The following is a 17344-nucleotide window of genomic DNA, read 5'->3' on the forward strand; positions in this document are numbered from 1 at the left end:
CTATCGCGAGCAAGCTCGCTCCTACATCCATCGGTTTCAACATGTCTGCTTACTACTGTGGAGCGGCATGACTCATGCACGACGGGCGTCGCTGGCTGCTCGCGTCGCGGCGAACTTGAATGCCGTGTCCAGCGCATCCATGAATTCCTCGATCTTGATCGGTTTGGTGAGGTAGCGGTAGAACCCGGCTTGCAGCGCATATGCAATGTCGCCGGGCAGGGCGTTGGCGCTCAGCGCGATGATCGGGATATGCGCCGTCGACGGATCGGCGCGCAGGGACTTCATGACATCGAGCCCGCTGATGTCGGGCAGGTTGATGTCCATCACGATCACCTGTGGCTGATAGGCGAGGGCGAACTCCATCCCGAGTTTGCCGTCCGCCGCAGACAGCAGGCGCAGTTCCGGACGGCGTGCCACGAGTTGCTCGACCAGCTCCAGATTGGCCGGATTGTCTTCGACATACAGCAGGGTGCCGGCCAGCGCCCTCTGCGCAAGCTCCGGCGTCGATGCCGCCGCGTCAGCCGGGGCAAACGCCGGCGCGCTGGCCAGGCGCAATTCAACCCAGAACTCGCTGCCCACGCCGACGCTGCTGTTCACGCCGATACTGCCGCCCATCAGTTCCACCAGGCGCTTGGTCACCACCAGGCCGATGCCCGTGCCCTCCTCCGCGCCGGCTTCCTTGCCCAGGCGATTGAAGGGCTGGAACAACTGCCCCAACTGATCCGCAGTCAGGCCCTCGCCGCTGTCCCGGATGCCGATGCGCAGCGTATCCGTCGAGGCCGGCCGACACTCGACGGTAACCGTGCCGTCCGGCCGGTTGTACTTGATGGCGTTGAACAGCAGGTTGATCAGAACCTGCTTGAGCCGGGTGCGGTCGGCATCGACGAACCAGGCGCTGTCGCGCAATGTAAATGCCATGGTGATGCCGCGCTGTTGGGCCTGAGGCTCGACCATGGCGCGACACTCGAGCATGACGTCGACCAGCGAGACCGACTCCTGCGACAGCATCGCCTTGCCCGATTCGATCAGCGCCAGGTCGAGAATCTCGTTGATCAGCTCCAGCAGGTACCAGCCCGCTTTCAGGATCCGTCCCAGATCGCGTTGCTGGCCAGCCGTCGGCGGCGGTGCGGAGGATTCCATGAGCTGGGCGAAGCCGAGAATCGCATTGAGCGGCGTGCGCAATTCGTGACTCATGCTGGACAGGAAATCGGTCTTGGCGCGATTGGCTTTCTCGGCGGCGGCCATGGCTTCCTGCAGCCTGGCTTCGATGCCCTTGCGCACCGAAATGTCGGTCAGGGCGATGATCACTTCGAGGGGATTTCCCACGCTGGGAATCACCGCGGGATTCGCCGCATTGTCAGCACCAACTCTGTGGCGTATGCAATCCATCAGGGCGTAAAACTCGGTGCCGTCGGCGCGCTGCAATGCCAGTTCCATATTGCGTTTTCCGTCCTGCGTTTTCACGTTGGCGAGAAACCCGGCCCAGCGCTCGCGGTCCCCGGGCACGACGAAGGCGGCGAAACGCTTCAGCAGCAGATCCCGCCGCGCCACCCCCAGCAGCGTGGCGCCGGTAAGATTGACTTCCGCAATCAGGCCGTCGTAGGTGAGAGCCAGGTAGCCGACCGGGGCGAAGTCGTAGAGTTCGGTGTAGCGGGCCAGCGCCGCCTCGCGCTCGGCACGCGACTCGCGCAACTCGCTGTTCTGCATTTCCAGCTCGATCTTGTGTACCTGCAGTTCATGCACCAGCCGCAGCAGATCGGCATCGGCCCGCGCCGCCGGCGCCGCACCGGCCGCACCGGACGTAGTGGCCGCCTGCAGACGCGCTTCGGCGGCTTCACGCAGGGTGGCCGGGTCCTTTCCTGTCATGTCGTCTCCTTGTGCTTGACGGCCAGCGCCCGCAGTTCGGCCTCCAGATTCTTGGCCACACCGATGTCGTTGAAGGTGATGACGACGCCATCGATGACGTTCTCCATGGTGCGGTAGGGCATGATCTTGACCTGGTACCAGCGCGCGTCGCCGGTGGCGATCTCGCGCTCGACGAAGGCCAGCGTGCGCAGCACTTCCCCGGCATCCGTGGCCAGGCCCGGATAGGCCAGGTCGGAAACGATGTCCGACAGCGGCCGTCCGACGTCGCCGGCCTTGAGGCGGAAGATCCGCGTCGCCTGGTTGGTGAAGCGCCGCAGGTGCAGCGCGTTGTCGAGGAACACGGTGGCCATGTCGGTGCTGTTGAGCAGGTTTTCCATGTCGTTGCTGGCCAGCGACAAATCGTCCACCTTCGATTGCAGCTCGACATTCACCGTCTGCAGTTCCTCGTTGAGCGACTGCATTTCCTCCTTCGAGGTGGTCAGTTCCTCGTTGGTCGACTGCAGTTCCTCGTTGGTCGACTGCATTTCCTCGTTGGACGATTTGAGCTCTTCCTGCGTGGTCTGCATTTCCTCGCGCAGGGCCTGCGCTTCCTGCCGCGCATGATCGAGCGCATGCTCCAGCTCCCGCACGCGCGGGCTGCCCCGCGCCGCACGCTTGCCGGGGGCGACCGGCTCGACCGGCGGCGCCTCGATATCCTTGAACACCACCATCGCCATGCCGCGCAGGGCTGCCGGCTTTTCGATCGGCTGCACCGTGACATCGACAATCTGGGTGCCGCCGTTGGTGCCGACCCGAAGATTGGCGCAGGTCACCGGCTCGCCGCTGCGCAGCGCCTTGGGCAGCGCCAGGGCCAGCTCGTAGGCGAGGCCTTCGCGGGCCATGACATGAATGTTCCAGTTGGCCTTGCCGGCCGCCGGCTCCAGGTACTTGCCGGTGCGCCCACTGGTATAGAGCACATCGCCGGCCGCGGTGACCAGCACGGCGGCCGGCGAAAACTGCTGCAGCAACAGGTGGTCGGCGAGGCTCTGCAGGTTGGCGGAACCCGGCTCGGGCTCGGCCGGATTGAGCGCTTCGATTTTCGCCGGCGCATGGCGGCTGGGAAATTCCAGATCGGCGATGCGCAGCGAATTGTCGCGGCGCCGATACAGGCGCGCCGCGGCGTCCTGCGGCTCGAACAGCTCGGTGTTGTTGCCGATCGACTCGGCGCTGCCCAGCATCAGGATGCCGCCCGACTTGAGGCTGTAGTGGAACAGCGGCAGCAGCCGCTGTTGCAGTTCGGGACCGAGGTAGATCAGCAGGTTGCGGCAGGTCAGGATGTCCAGATTGGTGAAGGGCGGGTCCATGACGGCGTTCTGCGTGGCGAATACCACGGTCTCGCGGATTTCCTTGCCGACCCGATAGCCCTCGCCGTCCTCGACGAAGTAGCGCTTGAGGCGTTCGGCCGTGACGTCGGCCACGATATTGGCCGGGTAGACCGCGCGCCGCGCCTTGGCAATCGCGTCCGGGTCGAGGTCGGTGGCGAAGATCTGCAGCGCAAAACGGCCGGCCGGCTTCTGCTTCTGCTGCATTTCGCGGAAGGCCATGGCCAGCGTATAGGCCTCCTCGCCGGTGGAGCAGCCCGCCACCCAGGCACGCAGCGTGGCGCCCGCCGGGTAGGCCGCCAGCAGTTGCGGCAGCACCTGCGTCTGCAGGGCGTCCCAGGACGCCGGGTCGCGGAAGAAGCTGGTGACGCCGATCAGCAGTTCCTTGAACAGCAGCTCGATTTCCTGCGGGTTCTCGCGCAGGTAGTGCACGTAGTGCGCGATGCCGTCGATCTGGTGCAGGCCCATGCGGCGCTCGACGCGGCGATACACGGTGCTTTTCTTGTACAGCGAAAAATCGTTGCCGGTGCGCTCGCGCAGCAGGATGCAGATCTTGTCGAAGGCGCTTTTCTGCGCCAGGGTCTCTACGGCCTGTCGCATCGCGCCGGCGCCGCCCCGCGAGACATGATGCAGGGTGTCGGCAATGCGTTGCGGCAGCTCTGTCGCGGGGGCGACGATGTCGACCAGGCCGGTATCGATCGCGCTTTGCGGCATGCCGTTGAACTTGGCCGAAGCCGGCTCCTGCACCGCGACCAGGCCGCCGCGTTCCTTGATCGCACGCAGGCCCAGCGCCCCGTCCGACCCCATGCCGGACAGGATCACGCACACGGCCTGGTCCTGGCGGTCGTCGGCCAGGGCGCGGAAGAAGGAGTCGATCGGCAGCCGCAGGCCGCGCGCGGCCACCGGTTCCAGCAGATAGAGGCAGTCGTGCAGGATGGACAGATCCCATTTCGGCGGAATCACATAGACGCAGCCGGGCTCGACCTTCATGCGGTTCCTGGCCTGCGTCACCGGCATGGTCGTGGCCCGCTGCAGCAGCTCGGGCATCATGCCCTTGTGGTCGGGATCGAGATGCTGGATGACGACGAAGGCCATGTCGCTGCCGGCCGGCACATTGCCGAGGAATTGCTCGAGGGCTTCCAGCCCGCCGGCCGAAGCGCCGATCGCGACGATGGGGAAAGGCGCGGCCGGGCGCCCGACGCCGGGCGGTTTGGCCGACGCGCTCGGCACGGCTGAACTTTTTGTTTTGCGCCGTTTCGTTGCGGAGAGCTTGTTCGCTTGCGCCTGGCTGGCCATGGGTTTCCTTGCAGATCAGGGATGAAGACGGGATAGTGCCCGAGCCGGGTCGATTCGGGGGCGGGCTGCAAACATCATGAACGCCGTGCCGCCAGCGCCAACTCTTGAGCCACGCGCCCTGGCCGCGCAATCAACGAGCGGCGGCCGCGGCCTCCTGGCGATACTGCCCATCCGACAGCAGGCGCCCCAGTTCCTTCCTGACCAGGGCGTAGCACTCGCAGCTGCGGGTCTCCAGTCCGGCGCGATCGAGCACGGCGATATGGCCGCGGCGGTAACTGATGCATCCGGCGCGCTGCAGGTTTCCGGCGGCTTCGGTGACGCCTTCGCGGCGCACGCCGAGCATGCCGGCGATCAGTTCCTGGGGATGACCAGTTCGCGCTGCGCGACGCGGTCCTGGGTCAGCAACAGCCAGCGGCACAGTTGCTGCTCCACCGAATGGTGCCGGTTGCAGGCCGCGGTCTGCGACATCTGCGTCATCAGCGCCTGGGTATAGCGCAGCAACAGGCGCTGCAGCAGGCCGGAGCGATTGAATTCCTGCAGCAGCCAGCGGCGGTCGAGCCGATAGGCGTGTCCCGCGGTCTGCACCACGGCCGAGCTGGTGGTGGTCTCGCCGCCCATGAACAGCGAAACGCCGACCACGCCTTCATTGCCCACCCCGGCCGATTCGGCCGATGCGCCCGACTCCATGACATGCAACAGGGAAACAATCGCCGTGGTCGGGAAATAGGCATGCTGCAATTGCCGGTCGGGCTCGTAGAGCATCTCGCCGAGCGGCAAGGCGACCAGCTCCAGGTGCGGCGCCAACAGCTCGAATTCCGCCGTCGGCAGCGCCGCGAGCAGATGGTTCTGATTCGGGCTAGGCGCTGCCGGCATGGCTATCCTCCCTGGCGGTGAGTTCGATGCCGATGCCGCGGTAGCCGATGAAGCGCAGCGACTTGTTGAACATCGGCTCGCCGCTGACCTGGTATTTCTGTTGCGTGCCGTTGGGATTGCTGCGGCTGAAGATCAGGTCGAGGAAGGGCTCGCGTGCCGCGATGGCGGCCTGCAATGCCGCCCGTTCCGTCTGGTTCCAGCCCTCGCTGCGCACATCGCGCACTTCGCGCCCATCACCCACTTCGCCCAGCAGGGGACCGACCTGGATGCCGAGCATCTCCAGCACCGGGCCGGAAACCTTGGTGAAATTTCCGTTCTCGTCCTGCTCCCAGTACCAGTCGGAGGCGAGTTCGGTCAGGCTGCGGTAACGGGCTTCGCTTTCGCGCAATTCGGCGGTGCGCTCCAGCACCGTCTGCTCCAGTTCCTTGCTGTAATTCTCCAGCTTCCGGTACAGCAGCCGCACTTCCAGCGTGTTGCGGATGCGCGTCCTGAGCTCGAGCAGGTCGAAGGGCTTGCTGATGAAATCCCGCGCGCCGGCCTGCAGGGCGCGCAGCTTGTGGCCGGGTTGCGCGGTGATCACCAGAACCGGCAGATAGACGTCGGCGTCGTTGGTCTTGAGCCCTTCGATGACCTGGAAACCATCCATGCCGGGCATCTGCAGGTCGAGCAGGATCAGGTCGTAGTGGTTCTTGCGATGCAGCGCGCAGACCTCTTCCGGATTCATGGTCGAGCTGACGCGGGTATAGCCGGATTCGCCCAGCAAACGTTCGAGCAGGGCGATATTCGATTCCTGATCGTCGACGATCAGGATGCTGGCATCGAGGATGTCGGCTTCGGCAAGCTTCATAGGAGCTCCTTTTGTGCCATGCGACTGTTGGCAGTTTGCGCAATGTTGAGGGCCACGTCCAGCGTATCCATGAACAGCTTGACCTTGATCGGCTTGGTCAGATAGTCGAAGAATCCCGCCTGGAGTGCCTTCTCGATGTCATGCGGCACCGCGTTGGCGCTCAGCGCGATAATCGGAATATGCGACGTCGACGGGTCGGCGCGCAGGACTTTCATGGCTTCGAGGCCGCTGATGCCGGGCAGGTTGATGTCCATCAGGATCACCTGCGGCTGATAGGCGCGGGCAAACTCGATGCCGGTCTTGCCATCGGCGGCGGAAAGCAGGCGCAGCTCGGGGCGGCGCGCAATGAGCTGCTCGACCAGTTCCAGGTTGGCCGGATTGTCCTCCACATATAGCACCGTGCGCTGCGGCGCGCCGGCCGGCTCCGGCGGCCGCACCCATGCCGCCTGCTCGGCCTCTGCAGTGGAAAGCAGCGGCGCCGCGGTCAGGCCCAGCTCGAACCAGAACTCGCTGCCCACCCCGGCACTGCTGTTCACGCCTATGCTGCCGCCCATCAGCTCGACCAGGCGCTTGGTCACCACCAGGCCGATGCCGGTGCCCTCCTCGGCGCTGGCTTCCTTGCCCAGGCGATTGAAGGACTGGAACAACTGGGCGACCTGCTCCAGCGTCAGGCCGGCGCCGGTGTCGCGCACGCTGATGCGTATTGAATTGGGCGGACTCAGGATGTACTCGACGGCGACCGAGCCTTCGGCCCGGTTGTACTTGATGGCATTGAACAGCAGGTTGATCAGGACCTGTTTCACCCGGGTCCGGTCGGCGCTGACGAAATAGGGCAATTCGAAACGCGGAAAGCTCATGACGATGCCGCGCTTGTGGGCCTGCGGCTCGACCATGGCGCGGCACTCGGTCATCACCTCGACCAGCGATACCGGCTCATGCGACAGCGTCGCCTTGCCCGACTCGATCAGCGCCAGATCGAGAATCTCGTTGATCAGCTCGAGCAGATACCAGCCGGCCTTGAGTATCTGGTCGAGATTGCGCTGCTGGGCCGGCGTCGGCGGCGGAGCGCCGGATTCCATGAGCTGGGCAAAGCCGAGGATGGCATTGAGCGGCGTGCGCAATTCATGGCTCATGCTGGAGAGGAAGTCCGATTTCGCGAGGTTGGCCTTGTCGGCGACCAGCCGGGCGCTCTCCAGCTCGACGTTGCGATCCTGCAGCGCCTGATCGAGCTGGGTGCGCTCGGCTTCGATCTGCTTGCGTGCCGTGTTGTCGGTACCGATCAGCAGGTAGCCGATGATGGCGTCCTGCTCGTCGCGCAGCGCGGTGACCGAGACCACCGCCGGGAAGCGGCTGCCGTCCTTGCGGATATAGGTCAGCTCGTAGATGTCCTCGATGCCGCGCGAGGCCTTGAACACCAGGGCCTCGAAACCCGGCGCGATCGGCGTGTCCAACTCGAGGGTCAGCGCCCTGGCGCGCACGATGACTTCCTGCGGATCGGAAATGTCGGCTGGGGTGATCTTGTTCATCACCTCGGCCGCCGTGTAGCCCAGCATGCGCTCGGCGCCGACGTTGAAAATCTGGATCACGCCCTTGGCGTCGGTGGCGATGCTGGAAAAATTGGCGCTGTTGAAAATCGCGCTTTGCAGCGCACCGGCCTTCTGCAGCGCCTCCTCGGCCTGCTTGCGCGCGGTGATGTCGCGCAGGATGCCGGTGAAGTAGCGCTGGCCGCCCAGCCACATCTCGCTGACCGCGATCTCCAGCGGAAAAATGCTGCCATCCTTGCGCCGGCCGACCACCTCGCGGCCAAGGCCGCTGGCACGCGCTTCATCGCTCGGACTGTAGTACTCCAGCGAACCCTCGCGCTGGTCCGGATCGAGCTCGGGTATCAGCAGGCTGAAGTTTTGTCCGGCGAGTTCCGCCGCGCTATAGCCGAACATGCGTTCGGCGGACGGATTCATGGTCTCCACCATGCCGCCCCTGGCATGGATGGTGACGATGCCATCCACCACGGTATTCAGAATCGTCTGGATCTGCGCGGCACTGTCGCGCAGGGTTTGCTGCGCGGCATATTCCTCGGACACGTCGCGGAACACCAGCACGGCACCCACCACCTGGTTGTCGCGATTGCGGATCGGTGCGCAACTGTCGGCAATCGCGCGTTCATTGCCATCGCGGGAAATCAACAGGATGTGATTGGCGAGTCCCTGCACCGTGCCGTTGGCCAGGGTATCCATGACCGGGATAGTGGCCGGTTCCCGGGTTTCCTGGTTGATGATGCAAAAAATCTCCTGCACCGGGCGGCCGGCAGCATCCGCCTGCAGCCAGCCGGTGAGCTGTTCGGCAACGGGATTGATGCGCGTCACCCGCGCCTCGGCATCGGTCGCGATCACTGCGTCGCCGATCGAGTTGAGCGTCACGGCAAGCTTTTCCTCGCTGTCGCGCAGGGTGTTGTTGGATTGCTGCAGTTGTCTGTTGGTCTGGTCCTGAAGCTCGAGCAAATGCTGGGTTTCGACATGGACAAGATTCTTCAGCTGCTGCCGGGTTTCGCGGAAAATCAGATAGGCGAAGCCAAGCGCCAGCAGCAGCGCCAGCAGGGTGGTGGTGATGACGATGAAGAACAGTCGGCGCATGCTGGCCTGGAACTCCGCTTCGCGCTGCTTCAGGACAGCCACCTCGATGCTGCCGAAGCTGCCGATCTCGGCGCGAATCGAATCCATCAGACGCTTGCCCTCGCCGCCGCGATCAAGCGCCAGTGCCTCTGCCCCCCCCCGGCTGCGACGCAGTTCGATGACGTCCGACATGAAGGCCAGCTTGGCGTCGATCAACGGCGCCAGGGCGTCCAGGTGTTGCCGGGCCGCAGCGACCAGGGTGATCTCTTGCAGGCTTTTCAGGACATCGCGAATGCGCTCGTGCTGGACGCCATAGGGCTGCGCCAGACCGCCATCGCCCGTGGCCGAATAGCCATGCTGGTCGGACTCGGCATCTTTAAGTGCCGACAGCAAATCGTCGGCGCTGTTGATCACGGCGTTGGTGTGCGTGCGCACGGCAGCTGACTCCTCGACCTGGCGCAAGGTCCAGAACGATGCAATCACCACCAGCGCGCTCAGCAGGATCGCGGCGGAAAAGCCGCCAACCAGCCCACGAGAAGTTTTCAAGGGGCTCTCCCGGGTTTACTGCCAGTTGCGCGGCTGCCGAGCGGAAAACCCATTGTTGCGGACATGCAGAACCTCACTTTGGCCTCAAATTTGCAGGGCGACGCGGAACCGCCGGTGATCCCAGCCCCTGGTTTTCCTCTTTTCCCCTCCGGCATGACTGCGCAAGCCTTTGAATGCATGGGCCGCCGCAGTGCTTTCGAACCCCTGGAACAATTCAGAATCCGATGGTCCGATGATGATGCCTGGCGCGTCGTGCGTATGTGCGCTGCCGCACATACGCGCGCGAGAAGCCGACATTCCGTTGCCCATGACCTTCCTTGGGAACATGGCCTGTGGGTAGCGGCGAACACGCCAAGTCCGTGGCTGATCCCGAAGTGACCGGCTTTGCTATCTCGCCGCCGCCACGGCGAAACTCGGGCTCCGCTCGGCGACATCCGAGCGACGGACTTCGGCAATGAGATAGCGCGAAGAATTCCTGAAACTCGTCGACCAAGGGCCGTCGTCAAGCTGCACGGGGTCGAGCAGCAGGGTCAGGTAGATATCGCGCATGCGAAAGCCGGCTTCCTGCAGCAGTTCCAGCGCGATGAGGTCGGCCTCCAGGGCCTGCACTTCCTGCTTGCTCCTCGCGGCAATTTCCGCTCCGCCCGCGGACAGCAGGCTTTTCAGCAGGCTGCTGCCCGGAATCAGGATGTTCATGAGCACCGAGGTAACGATGCTTGAAGCGGAATTCTCTTCGTGGTGGCGCGCGATCACATGCCCCATTTCGCGTGCGATGACGAAAGCCATCCAGTCGTCGTAGGGCATATGGGCGCCCAGTGCGGCGGTGAGCGCAATTCGTCCATTGGCGCTGGAAGCGCTGCCGGGCTGGTCGCCCTCGACGACATGGACGTCGAACTGGCTGCCGACCATTCCCGGGACGCGCTGCGCCAGATTCGGGAACAGGCGCTGTGCCCCATTCTGCAAGACGGCGGCGACCCGCGCCACCTGCAGCGCAAAGCGCTGTGCGGCGTCCCGGTCCGCCGCCGTCGGGCAGCCGCTGTCGCCTTCGCAGGCGGCGTATTGCCTCGCCCCGGTGCTCATGCTGAAGCTGAGGTCGGCGTGGGTCGAGGCCAGCGGCATGTCCAGCATTCGCGTCCGCTCCTGGTTGGGAGCCGTCGCACAGCCCGACATGCCGAGCAAGGCGGCAGCGACGAACAGCAAGGAGGCGCACGACATGGACAGCCGCCGCGAGAACCAACGATCGATTCTTGCAACATCGGCTTGCGGCCGGCGACGACAGTGCTGTGACATGCGAGTCCCTCGAATTGCGTTCCTACCGCCCAAGGCAGCGACAATGCCCCCAAACGCGCCCGCGCTCCGTTCGCTGGCGTACATAAAGCAGCTCCGCCAGCCATGGTCGGATGTCGCCCGCGATCGGGATGCGGGTGTCCATCCGCCGGGGAAATCTCAAGGCGCGTCGACGGCGCCCTCAGGCGGCGTCCTTGCCCCGACCATGTCGACCGGCCTCACCCAGCGGTCGAATTCCGCCCCCGTGAGGTGCCCCAGTGCCAGCGCCGCCTCACGCAGCGTGCTGCCGTCGTGATGCGCGCGCTTGGCGATCTCGGCCGCGCGGTCGTAGCCGATGTGCGGCGTCAGCGCGGTCACCAGCATCAGCGAGCGCTCCAGCAGTTCGGCGATGCGGCCGTGGTTGGCGACGATGCCGCGCACGCAGTGGGCCTCGAAACTGCTCATGGCGTCGGCAAGCAGGCGCACGCTTTGCAGGAAATTGTGAGCGATCAGCGGCTTGAAGACATTGAGTTCGAAGTTGCCGGATGCGCCGCCGATGCCGATCGCGACGTCGTTGGCCATGACCTGGCAGCAGACCATGGTCAGCGCCTCGCACTGCGTCGGATTGACCTTGCCCGGCATGATCGAGCTGCCGGGCTCGTTTTCCGGGATGCTGAGTTCGCCGAGCCCCGAGCGCGGCCCCGAGGCCAGCCAGCGGATGTCGTTGGCGATTTTCATCAGCGCCACGGCCAGCGTCTTGAGGCCGCCATGCGCGGCGACCAGGCCGTCATGGGCAGCCAGGGCGGCGAACTTGTTGGCGGCGCTGACGAAGGGCAGCCCGCTGCTGCCGGCGAGTTCCGCCGCGACGCGCGTGCCGAATTCCGCATGGGCATTGAGGCCGGTGCCGACAGCGGTGCCGCCGAGCGCCAGCGGATAGAGCGAAGCCATGCTGCCGGCGATCACCGCCTCGGCATGGTCGAGCTGGGCAACGTAACCGGAGAACTCCTGGCCCAGCGTGAGCGGCGTGGCGTCCTGCAAATGGGTGCGGCCGATCTTGACGATGCCGGCAAACGCCGCCGCCTGCGTCGCCAGCGTGGCGCGCAGGCAGGCCAGCGCCGGCAGCAGGCCGCGCACGATGCCGAGGGCGGCGGCCAGGTGCATCGCGGTGGGGAACACGTCGTTCGACGACTGGCCCAGATTGACCTCGTCGTTGGGATGCACGCGACGACCGGCGCCGCGCTCGCCGCCGAGCAATTCCGAGGCGCGGTTGGCCAGCACCTCATTCATGTTCATGTTGCTCTGGGTGCCGGAGCCGGTCTGCCAGAGCGACAGCGGAAACTCCTGGTCGTGGCGGCCGAACAGCACTTCCTCGGCCGCCGTGGCAATCGCCTGCGCCTTGTCCGCGGGCAGCAGGCCCAGTTCGCAATTGACCCCCGCGCAGGCGGCCTTGACGGTGGCCAGCGCAAGCATGATTTCTTCCGGCATGCGTTCGCAGGAGATGTCGAAGTGCGCCAGCGAGCGCTGCGTCTGCGCCCCCCAGAGTCGGTCGGCGGGAACTTCGATGGGGCCGAAGGAGTCGCTTTCGATACGCGTTGCGCTCATGGTGTGCTCCGTCATGGTGGTTGCCGTCAAAGCCGGCGCTGCCTGCCGCTGCCATCATAGGCCCAATGCCGGCTACTTCAGGCGGGGCCGGCAACGCGGCGCTTCCGGGAGGAACTATCGAACTGAAAAATCGTCGAATTGAAAGCTTCAAGAAGGTGTGATTGTCATGAAAGACAAGCGATGGCAAGGCATGTCGAGAGGAGGTGATCAGGATGCAACTTGAACTCGACGTTCAGGAACAGCAAACGCTGGCGGAAGTCTTGCGCTGCTATCTGACCGAGCTGAAAACCGAGATCAGTCACACTGACCAAAAGGTCTTTCGAGATCAGCTCAGGCTTCAGGATCAGCAGCTCAGGCATATCCTGAGCCAGGTGGATAGAGAATAAACCGCTCCCGGCTCGCGCCGGCCGGTGCCCGTCCCGCCCTGCCTTTTACGATGAGGTCCGAAATGAAATTTGCGGACGGTTTCGTCGGCTTGATCGGCAACACGCCGCTCATCCGCTTGGGCAGACTAAGTGCCGAGACCGGCTGCGATATCCTGGGCAAGGCCGAGTTCCTCAACCCCGGCGGTTCGGTCAAGGACCGCGCCGCGCTCTACATCGTTCGCGATGCCGAGCGGCGCGGCCAGCTCAAGCCGGGCGGCACGGTGGTCGAGGGCACGGCCGGCAATACCGGCATCGGCCTGGCGCACATCTGCGCAACGCGCGGCTATCGCTGCATCATCGTGATTCCCGAGACCCAGTCGCCGGAAAAGATGGAACTGCTGCGCGTGCTCGGCGCCGAGGTGCGGACGGTGCCCGCGAAACCCTATCGCGATCCCGACAACTACCAGAAGATCGCCGGGCGGCTGGCGGCCGAGTTGCCAGGCGCAATCTGGGCCAACCAGTTCGACAACATCGTCAACCGCCAGGCGCACTTCGAAACCACGGGGCCGGAAATCTGGCGCGACACGCAGGGCGGCGTCGACGCCTTCGTCTGCGCCACCGGCACCGGCGGCACGCTGGCCGGCGTCGCGCGCTACCTCAAGCAGTGCAATCCGCACCTGCGCATCGTGCTCGCCGACCCGCGGGGCAGTGCGCTCTACAGCTGGGTCAAGACCGGCGAACTTGCATCCTCCGGCAGCTCGATCACCGAGGGCATCGGCACCACGCGCGTCACGGCCAACCTGGAAGGCACGCCGATCGACGACGCCGTGCAGGTCGACGACCAGAGCTGCGTCACCATGGTCTATCGCCTGCTGCGCGAAGAAGGCCTGTTCCTCGGCAGTTCCAGCGGCATCAACGTCGCGGCGGCGGTGCAGGTCGCCCGCCAGCTGGGGCCCGGGCACACGGTGGTGACCCTGCTCTGCGACCGCGGCGGCCTATACTTCAAGCGCCTGTTCAATCCGGACTGGCTGCGTGAGAAAGGACTCGTAGCCGGATAACGCAACCCGAAACAGCCGTTCCGACGTGGGGCGGATGGTTGGGCGGACTGTAGGGCGGACTTCAGTCCGCCATCCACCGCCGGTCGACTGAAGTCGGCCCTACAAGGCCATCCACCTTTGGCCGACTGAAGTCGGCCCTACAAGGCCAATCACCGCCGGCCGACTGAAGCCGGCCCCAGAGAAATCACAGCGGTGGTCACAAGCAGGCCACCGGCAAGCTTCAAGACGGAGGTCACCATGGTCCAGGATACATTCGGCGCACTGCAGGATTTCCGTCTCGCCTCGGGCAAATCATCCCGCTTCTATTCGCTGGCCGCGCTCGAAGCGGCGGGGCTCGGCAGGATATCGCGGCTGCCGGTGTCGCTGCGCATCGTGCTCGAAGCCGTGCTGCGCAATTGCGACGGCCGCAAGCTCACCGCCGAACATGTGCACCAGCTTGCCGCCTGGCAACCGAACGCACCGCGCACGGCCGAGATTCCCTTCGTCGTCGCCCGCATCGTGCTGCAGGATTTCACCGGCGTGCCGCTGCTGTGCGACCTGGCGGCGATGCGCGGCGTCGCGCAGCGCTTCGGCAGGAACCCGAAGATCGTCGAGCCGCTGGTGCCGGTGGACCTGGTGGTCGATCACTCGGTGCAGGTCGACCACTATGGCGTCGCCGATGCGCTCGACCTCAACATGCGCCTGGAATTTCGCCGCAATGCCGAGCGCTATCGCTTCATCAAATGGGGCATGCAGGCCTTCGACAGCTTCCGCGTGGTGCCGCCCGGCATCGGCATCGTGCACCAGGTCAACCTCGAATACCTGGCGCGCGGCGTGCTGCACAAGGACGGCATCACCTATCCCGACACGCTGGTCGGCACCGATTCGCACACCACCATGATCAACGCGCTGGGCGTGGTCGGCTGGGGCGTCGGCGGCATCGAGGCGGAAGCCGGCATGCTCGGCCAGCCGCTGGTGTTCCTCACGCCCGACGTGGTCGGCGTGCATCTGCACGGCCGCCTGGCGGAGGGCGCCACCGCCACCGACCTGGTGCTGCATGTCACCGAACGCCTGCGCCAGGCCCAGGTGGTGGGCAAGTTCGTCGAGTTTTTCGGCGCCGGCGCCGCCTCGCTGAGCCTGCCGGATCGCGCCACCATCGCCAACATGGCGCCCGAGTACGGCGCGACCATGGGCTTCTTCCCGCCCGACGCCGAGACCGTGAAATATCTGGCCGCCACCGGGCGCAGCGCCGAGGAGATCGACGCCTTCCAGTCCTACTTCACGGCGCAGGGCCTGTTCGGCATGCCGGCGGCCGGCGCGATCGACTACAGCGCGGAAATCGACTTCGACCTGGCCGCCGTCCGGCCCGGCGTCGCCGGCCCCAAGCGGCCGCAGGACCGTATCGACCTGGAGCAACTCGGCCGCCGCTTCGCCGAACTTTTCACCCTGCCCGTGGCGCAGAACGGCTATGGCCGCAGCGCCGACGAAATGGAGCGGCGCCATGCGCTGGGCGCGCCGGCGGCCGCGGTCGTCGCGCCCGAAGCCGCACCCGCTGCCGGGCGCACGCTGCGCAACGAAGTCGAAATGGCCGACCACCCGCGCGCCGCCGTGTCGCCAGCGCCAACTCTTGAACCGCCGCCGACGCCCGCCGCGGCCGACATCGGCCACGGCGACGTGCTGATCGCCGCGATCACCTCCTGCACCAACACGTCGAATCCCGGCGTCATGCTCGCCGCCGGCCTGCTGGCGCAGAAGGCGGTGGCGCTCGGGCTCGCGGTCGGGCCGCGGGTCAAGACCTCGCTCGCGCCGGGTTCGCGCGTGGTCACCAACTACCTGGCCAAGGCCGGATTGCTGGGCGACCTCGAAGCGCTGGGTTTTCGCGTCGTCGCCTACGGCTGCACCACTTGCATCGGCAACGCCGGCCCGCTGGCGGCGCCGCTCGAAGAGGCCATCGCCGCGCACGACCTGGTCTGCGCCGCGGTGCTCTCGGGCAACCGCAATTTCGAGGCGCGCATCCATCCGGCGCTGAAGGCCAACTTCCTGATGAGCCCGCCGCTGGTCGTGGCCTTCGCCATCGCCGGCCGCGTCGACCTCGACCTGACGCGGGAGTCGCTGGGCACGGGCCGCGACGGCCGGCCGGTGATGCTCAGGGACATCTGGCCGAGCACGCAGGAAATCGCCGCGGCCATGCATCACGCCACCGATCCGGCCACCTACCGGGCGCTCTACGCCGATTTCGCGCGCGGCAACCCGCTGTGGAACGAGATCCCGGTCGATGCCGGCCAGGTCTACGTCTGGGAGCCGTCGAGCTACATCGCCGAGCCGCCTTTCTTCAAGGACTTCGCGCTGACGCCGGGCCGGGTGGCGACGATCCGCGGCGCCCGTGCGCTGGCGATTTTCGGCGACTCGGTGACCACCGACCACATCAGCCCGGCCGGCTCGATCAAACCGGATTCACCGGCCGGCCAATACCTGCTGGCCCAGAGCGTCGCGGTCGGCGACTTCAACAGCTACGGCTCGCGCCGCGGCAACCATGAAGTGATGATGCGCGGCACTTTCGCCAACGTGCGCATCCGCAACCTGATGCTGGCGGCCAATGCCGACGGCTCGCGCGTCGAGGGCGGGCTGACGCGCTTCCAGCCCGGCGGCGAAGCGATGGCTATCTACGCCGCGGCGATGAAATACCAGGCCGCCGGCACGCCGACCCTGGTCTTCGCCGGCGCCGAATACGGCACCGGCTCCAGCCGCGACTGGGCCGCCAAGGGCCCACGCCTGCTCGGCGTGCGCGCCGTGGTGGCGCAGAGCTTCGAGCGCATCCATCGCTCCAACCTGGTCGGCATGGGCGTGCTGCCGCTGCAGTTCCGCGCCGGCGACAGCGTGGCGACGCTGGGCATCGTCGGCGACGAGGAATTCGACCTGATCGGCATCGACGGCGAACTGCGGCCGCGGCAGGAAGTCGTGCTGGCGATCCGCCGGCCGGGAGGCGGGCGGCAGAAGCTGATGCTGGAATTGCGCGTGGACACGCCGGTCGAAGTGGACTACCTGCGTCACGGCGGTATCCTGCCCTATGTCCTGCGCGGGCTGCTGACGGCGAGCTGAAGCAAGAGGAATCTGCCGACCGATCCATGCGCGCCAGCACACGGAGTTGCAGGCGGCCTTCGTCCAGTAGTCAGTCAACAAGGAAAAGGCGCAAGGAAAAGGCGCATTCCCTGTAGGAGCGAGCTTGCTCGCGATAAGCCGTTGTCGCGAGCAAGCTCGCTCCTGCATCGATCGGTTTCAACATGTCTGCGTACCAGTGTCGTGGCGAACGGTGATGTGCCGAGCCGCCGAGCCCCGATCGGGTCTTTGCCAATCGAATACGGAAGCGTTGATGCAGTGGCAATGGCCTGATCTGCCGACGCCGCCTATTTGCGCCAGAAGCTGATCGACTCTGGGGAGTTGCTCACATCGACGTGGGTGGTTCCGGTACCGCACATAGAAGGAATCATCATGAAATACACGAAGCTGACTATTGCAGCTTTGATGGCGCTCTCCTTGAGCGCCTGCTTTTCGCTTCCGGCCGGGCCGCCCGGACCGCAAGGCGCAACCGGGAACACGGGCGCCAGGGGAAGTACCGCCGACACCGCGGTAATCGTTCCGGCGCGTTAAGCACGACTGAAGCGAGTCATGGCTTGCA

General features: G+C 65.6%; 9 protein-coding genes and 1 pseudogene. 2 read left to right on the forward strand and 8 right to left on the reverse strand.

Annotation, left to right across the window (positions count from 1 at the left end; genetic code table 11):
* Positions 1–72: 72 nt before the first annotated feature.
* The 8 genes and pseudogenes from RMO95_RS11275 to RMO95_RS11310 all read right to left on the reverse strand — a co-directional run bounded on the left by RMO95_RS11275 (position 73) and on the right by RMO95_RS11310 (position 12625).
* Positions 73–1866, reverse strand: coding sequence for an ATP-binding protein (locus tag RMO95_RS11275; protein ID WP_310450731.1), 1794 nt, complete (start codon positions 1864–1866; stop codon positions 73–75).
* The gene (locus RMO95_RS11280) at positions 1863–4457 is read right to left on the reverse strand and encodes a chemotaxis protein CheB (RefSeq protein ID WP_310450732.1); all 2595 of its coding nucleotides are present in this window, start codon (positions 4455–4457) and stop codon (positions 1863–1865) included. Before RMO95_RS11280 ends, RMO95_RS11275 begins: the two co-directional genes overlap by 4 nt.
* A 196-nt stretch (positions 4458–4653) precedes the next feature.
* Positions 4654–5396: pseudogene (locus RMO95_RS11285) on the reverse strand (Crp/Fnr family transcriptional regulator).
* A complete protein-coding gene (locus tag RMO95_RS11290) occupies positions 5380–6243 on the reverse strand; it encodes a response regulator (RefSeq protein WP_310450733.1) in 864 nt (287 codons plus the stop codon). The pseudogene RMO95_RS11285 and the gene RMO95_RS11290 overlap by 17 nt, the downstream one beginning before the upstream one ends.
* Positions 6240–9398, reverse strand: a complete 3159-nt coding sequence (locus RMO95_RS11295) for a PAS domain S-box protein (RefSeq protein WP_310450734.1) — start codon at positions 9396–9398, stop codon at positions 6240–6242. The genes RMO95_RS11290 and RMO95_RS11295 overlap by 4 nt, the downstream gene beginning before the upstream one ends.
* Positions 9399–9785: 387 nt before the next feature.
* The gene (locus RMO95_RS11300; protein ID WP_310450735.1) at positions 9786–10613 is read right to left on the reverse strand and encodes a M48 family metalloprotease; all 828 of its coding nucleotides are present in this window, start codon (positions 10611–10613) and stop codon (positions 9786–9788) included.
* A gap of 231 nt (positions 10614–10844) precedes the next feature.
* A complete protein-coding gene (fumC, locus tag RMO95_RS11305) occupies positions 10845–12266 on the reverse strand; it encodes a class II fumarate hydratase (RefSeq protein WP_310450736.1) in 1422 nt (473 codons plus the stop codon).
* A gap of 164 nt (positions 12267–12430) precedes the next feature.
* Entirely contained in the window at positions 12431–12625 is a 195-nt protein-coding gene (locus tag RMO95_RS11310; RefSeq protein ID WP_310450737.1) for a hypothetical protein, read from the reverse strand.
* An 89-nt stretch (positions 12626–12714) separates the two neighbouring features.
* Here RMO95_RS11310 and RMO95_RS11315 point away from each other — a divergent pair, with 89 nt between their 5' ends.
* Positions 12715–13689, forward strand: coding sequence for a cysteine synthase A (locus RMO95_RS11315; protein ID WP_310450738.1), 975 nt, complete (start codon positions 12715–12717; stop codon positions 13687–13689).
* A 237-nt stretch (positions 13690–13926) separates the two neighbouring features.
* Entirely contained in the window at positions 13927–16767 is a 2841-nt protein-coding gene (locus tag RMO95_RS11320) for an aconitate hydratase (protein WP_310450739.1), read from the forward strand.
* Positions 16768–17344: the final 577 nt, after the last annotated feature.

The organism is Sulfuritalea sp. (assembly GCF_031426875.1).
Taxonomy (GTDB): Bacteria; Pseudomonadota; Gammaproteobacteria; order Burkholderiales; family Rhodocyclaceae; genus Sulfuritalea.

Excerpts from the sequence above, each read along its gene's own strand:
- RMO95_RS11275 (WP_310450731.1), bottom strand. The coding sequence starts at position 1,866 with ATGACAGGAAAGGACCCGGCCACCCTGCGTGAAGCCGCCGAAGCGCGT.
- RMO95_RS11290 (WP_310450733.1), bottom strand. The coding sequence starts at position 6,243 with ATGAAGCTTGCCGAAGCCGACATCCTCGATGCCAGCATCCTGATCGTC.
- RMO95_RS11300 (WP_310450735.1), bottom strand. The coding sequence starts at position 10,613 with ATGTCGTGCGCCTCCTTGCTGTTCGTCGCTGCCGCCTTGCTCGGCATG.
- fumC (WP_310450736.1), bottom strand. The coding sequence starts at position 12,266 with ATGAGCGCAACGCGTATCGAAAGCGACTCCTTCGGCCCCATCGAAGTT.
- RMO95_RS11310 (WP_310450737.1), bottom strand. The coding sequence starts at position 12,625 with ATGCCTGAGCTGCTGATCCTGAAGCCTGAGCTGATCTCGAAAGACCTT.
- RMO95_RS11315 (WP_310450738.1), top strand. The coding sequence starts at position 12,715 with ATGAAATTTGCGGACGGTTTCGTCGGCTTGATCGGCAACACGCCGCTC.
- RMO95_RS11320 (WP_310450739.1), top strand. The coding sequence starts at position 13,927 with ATGGTCCAGGATACATTCGGCGCACTGCAGGATTTCCGTCTCGCCTCG.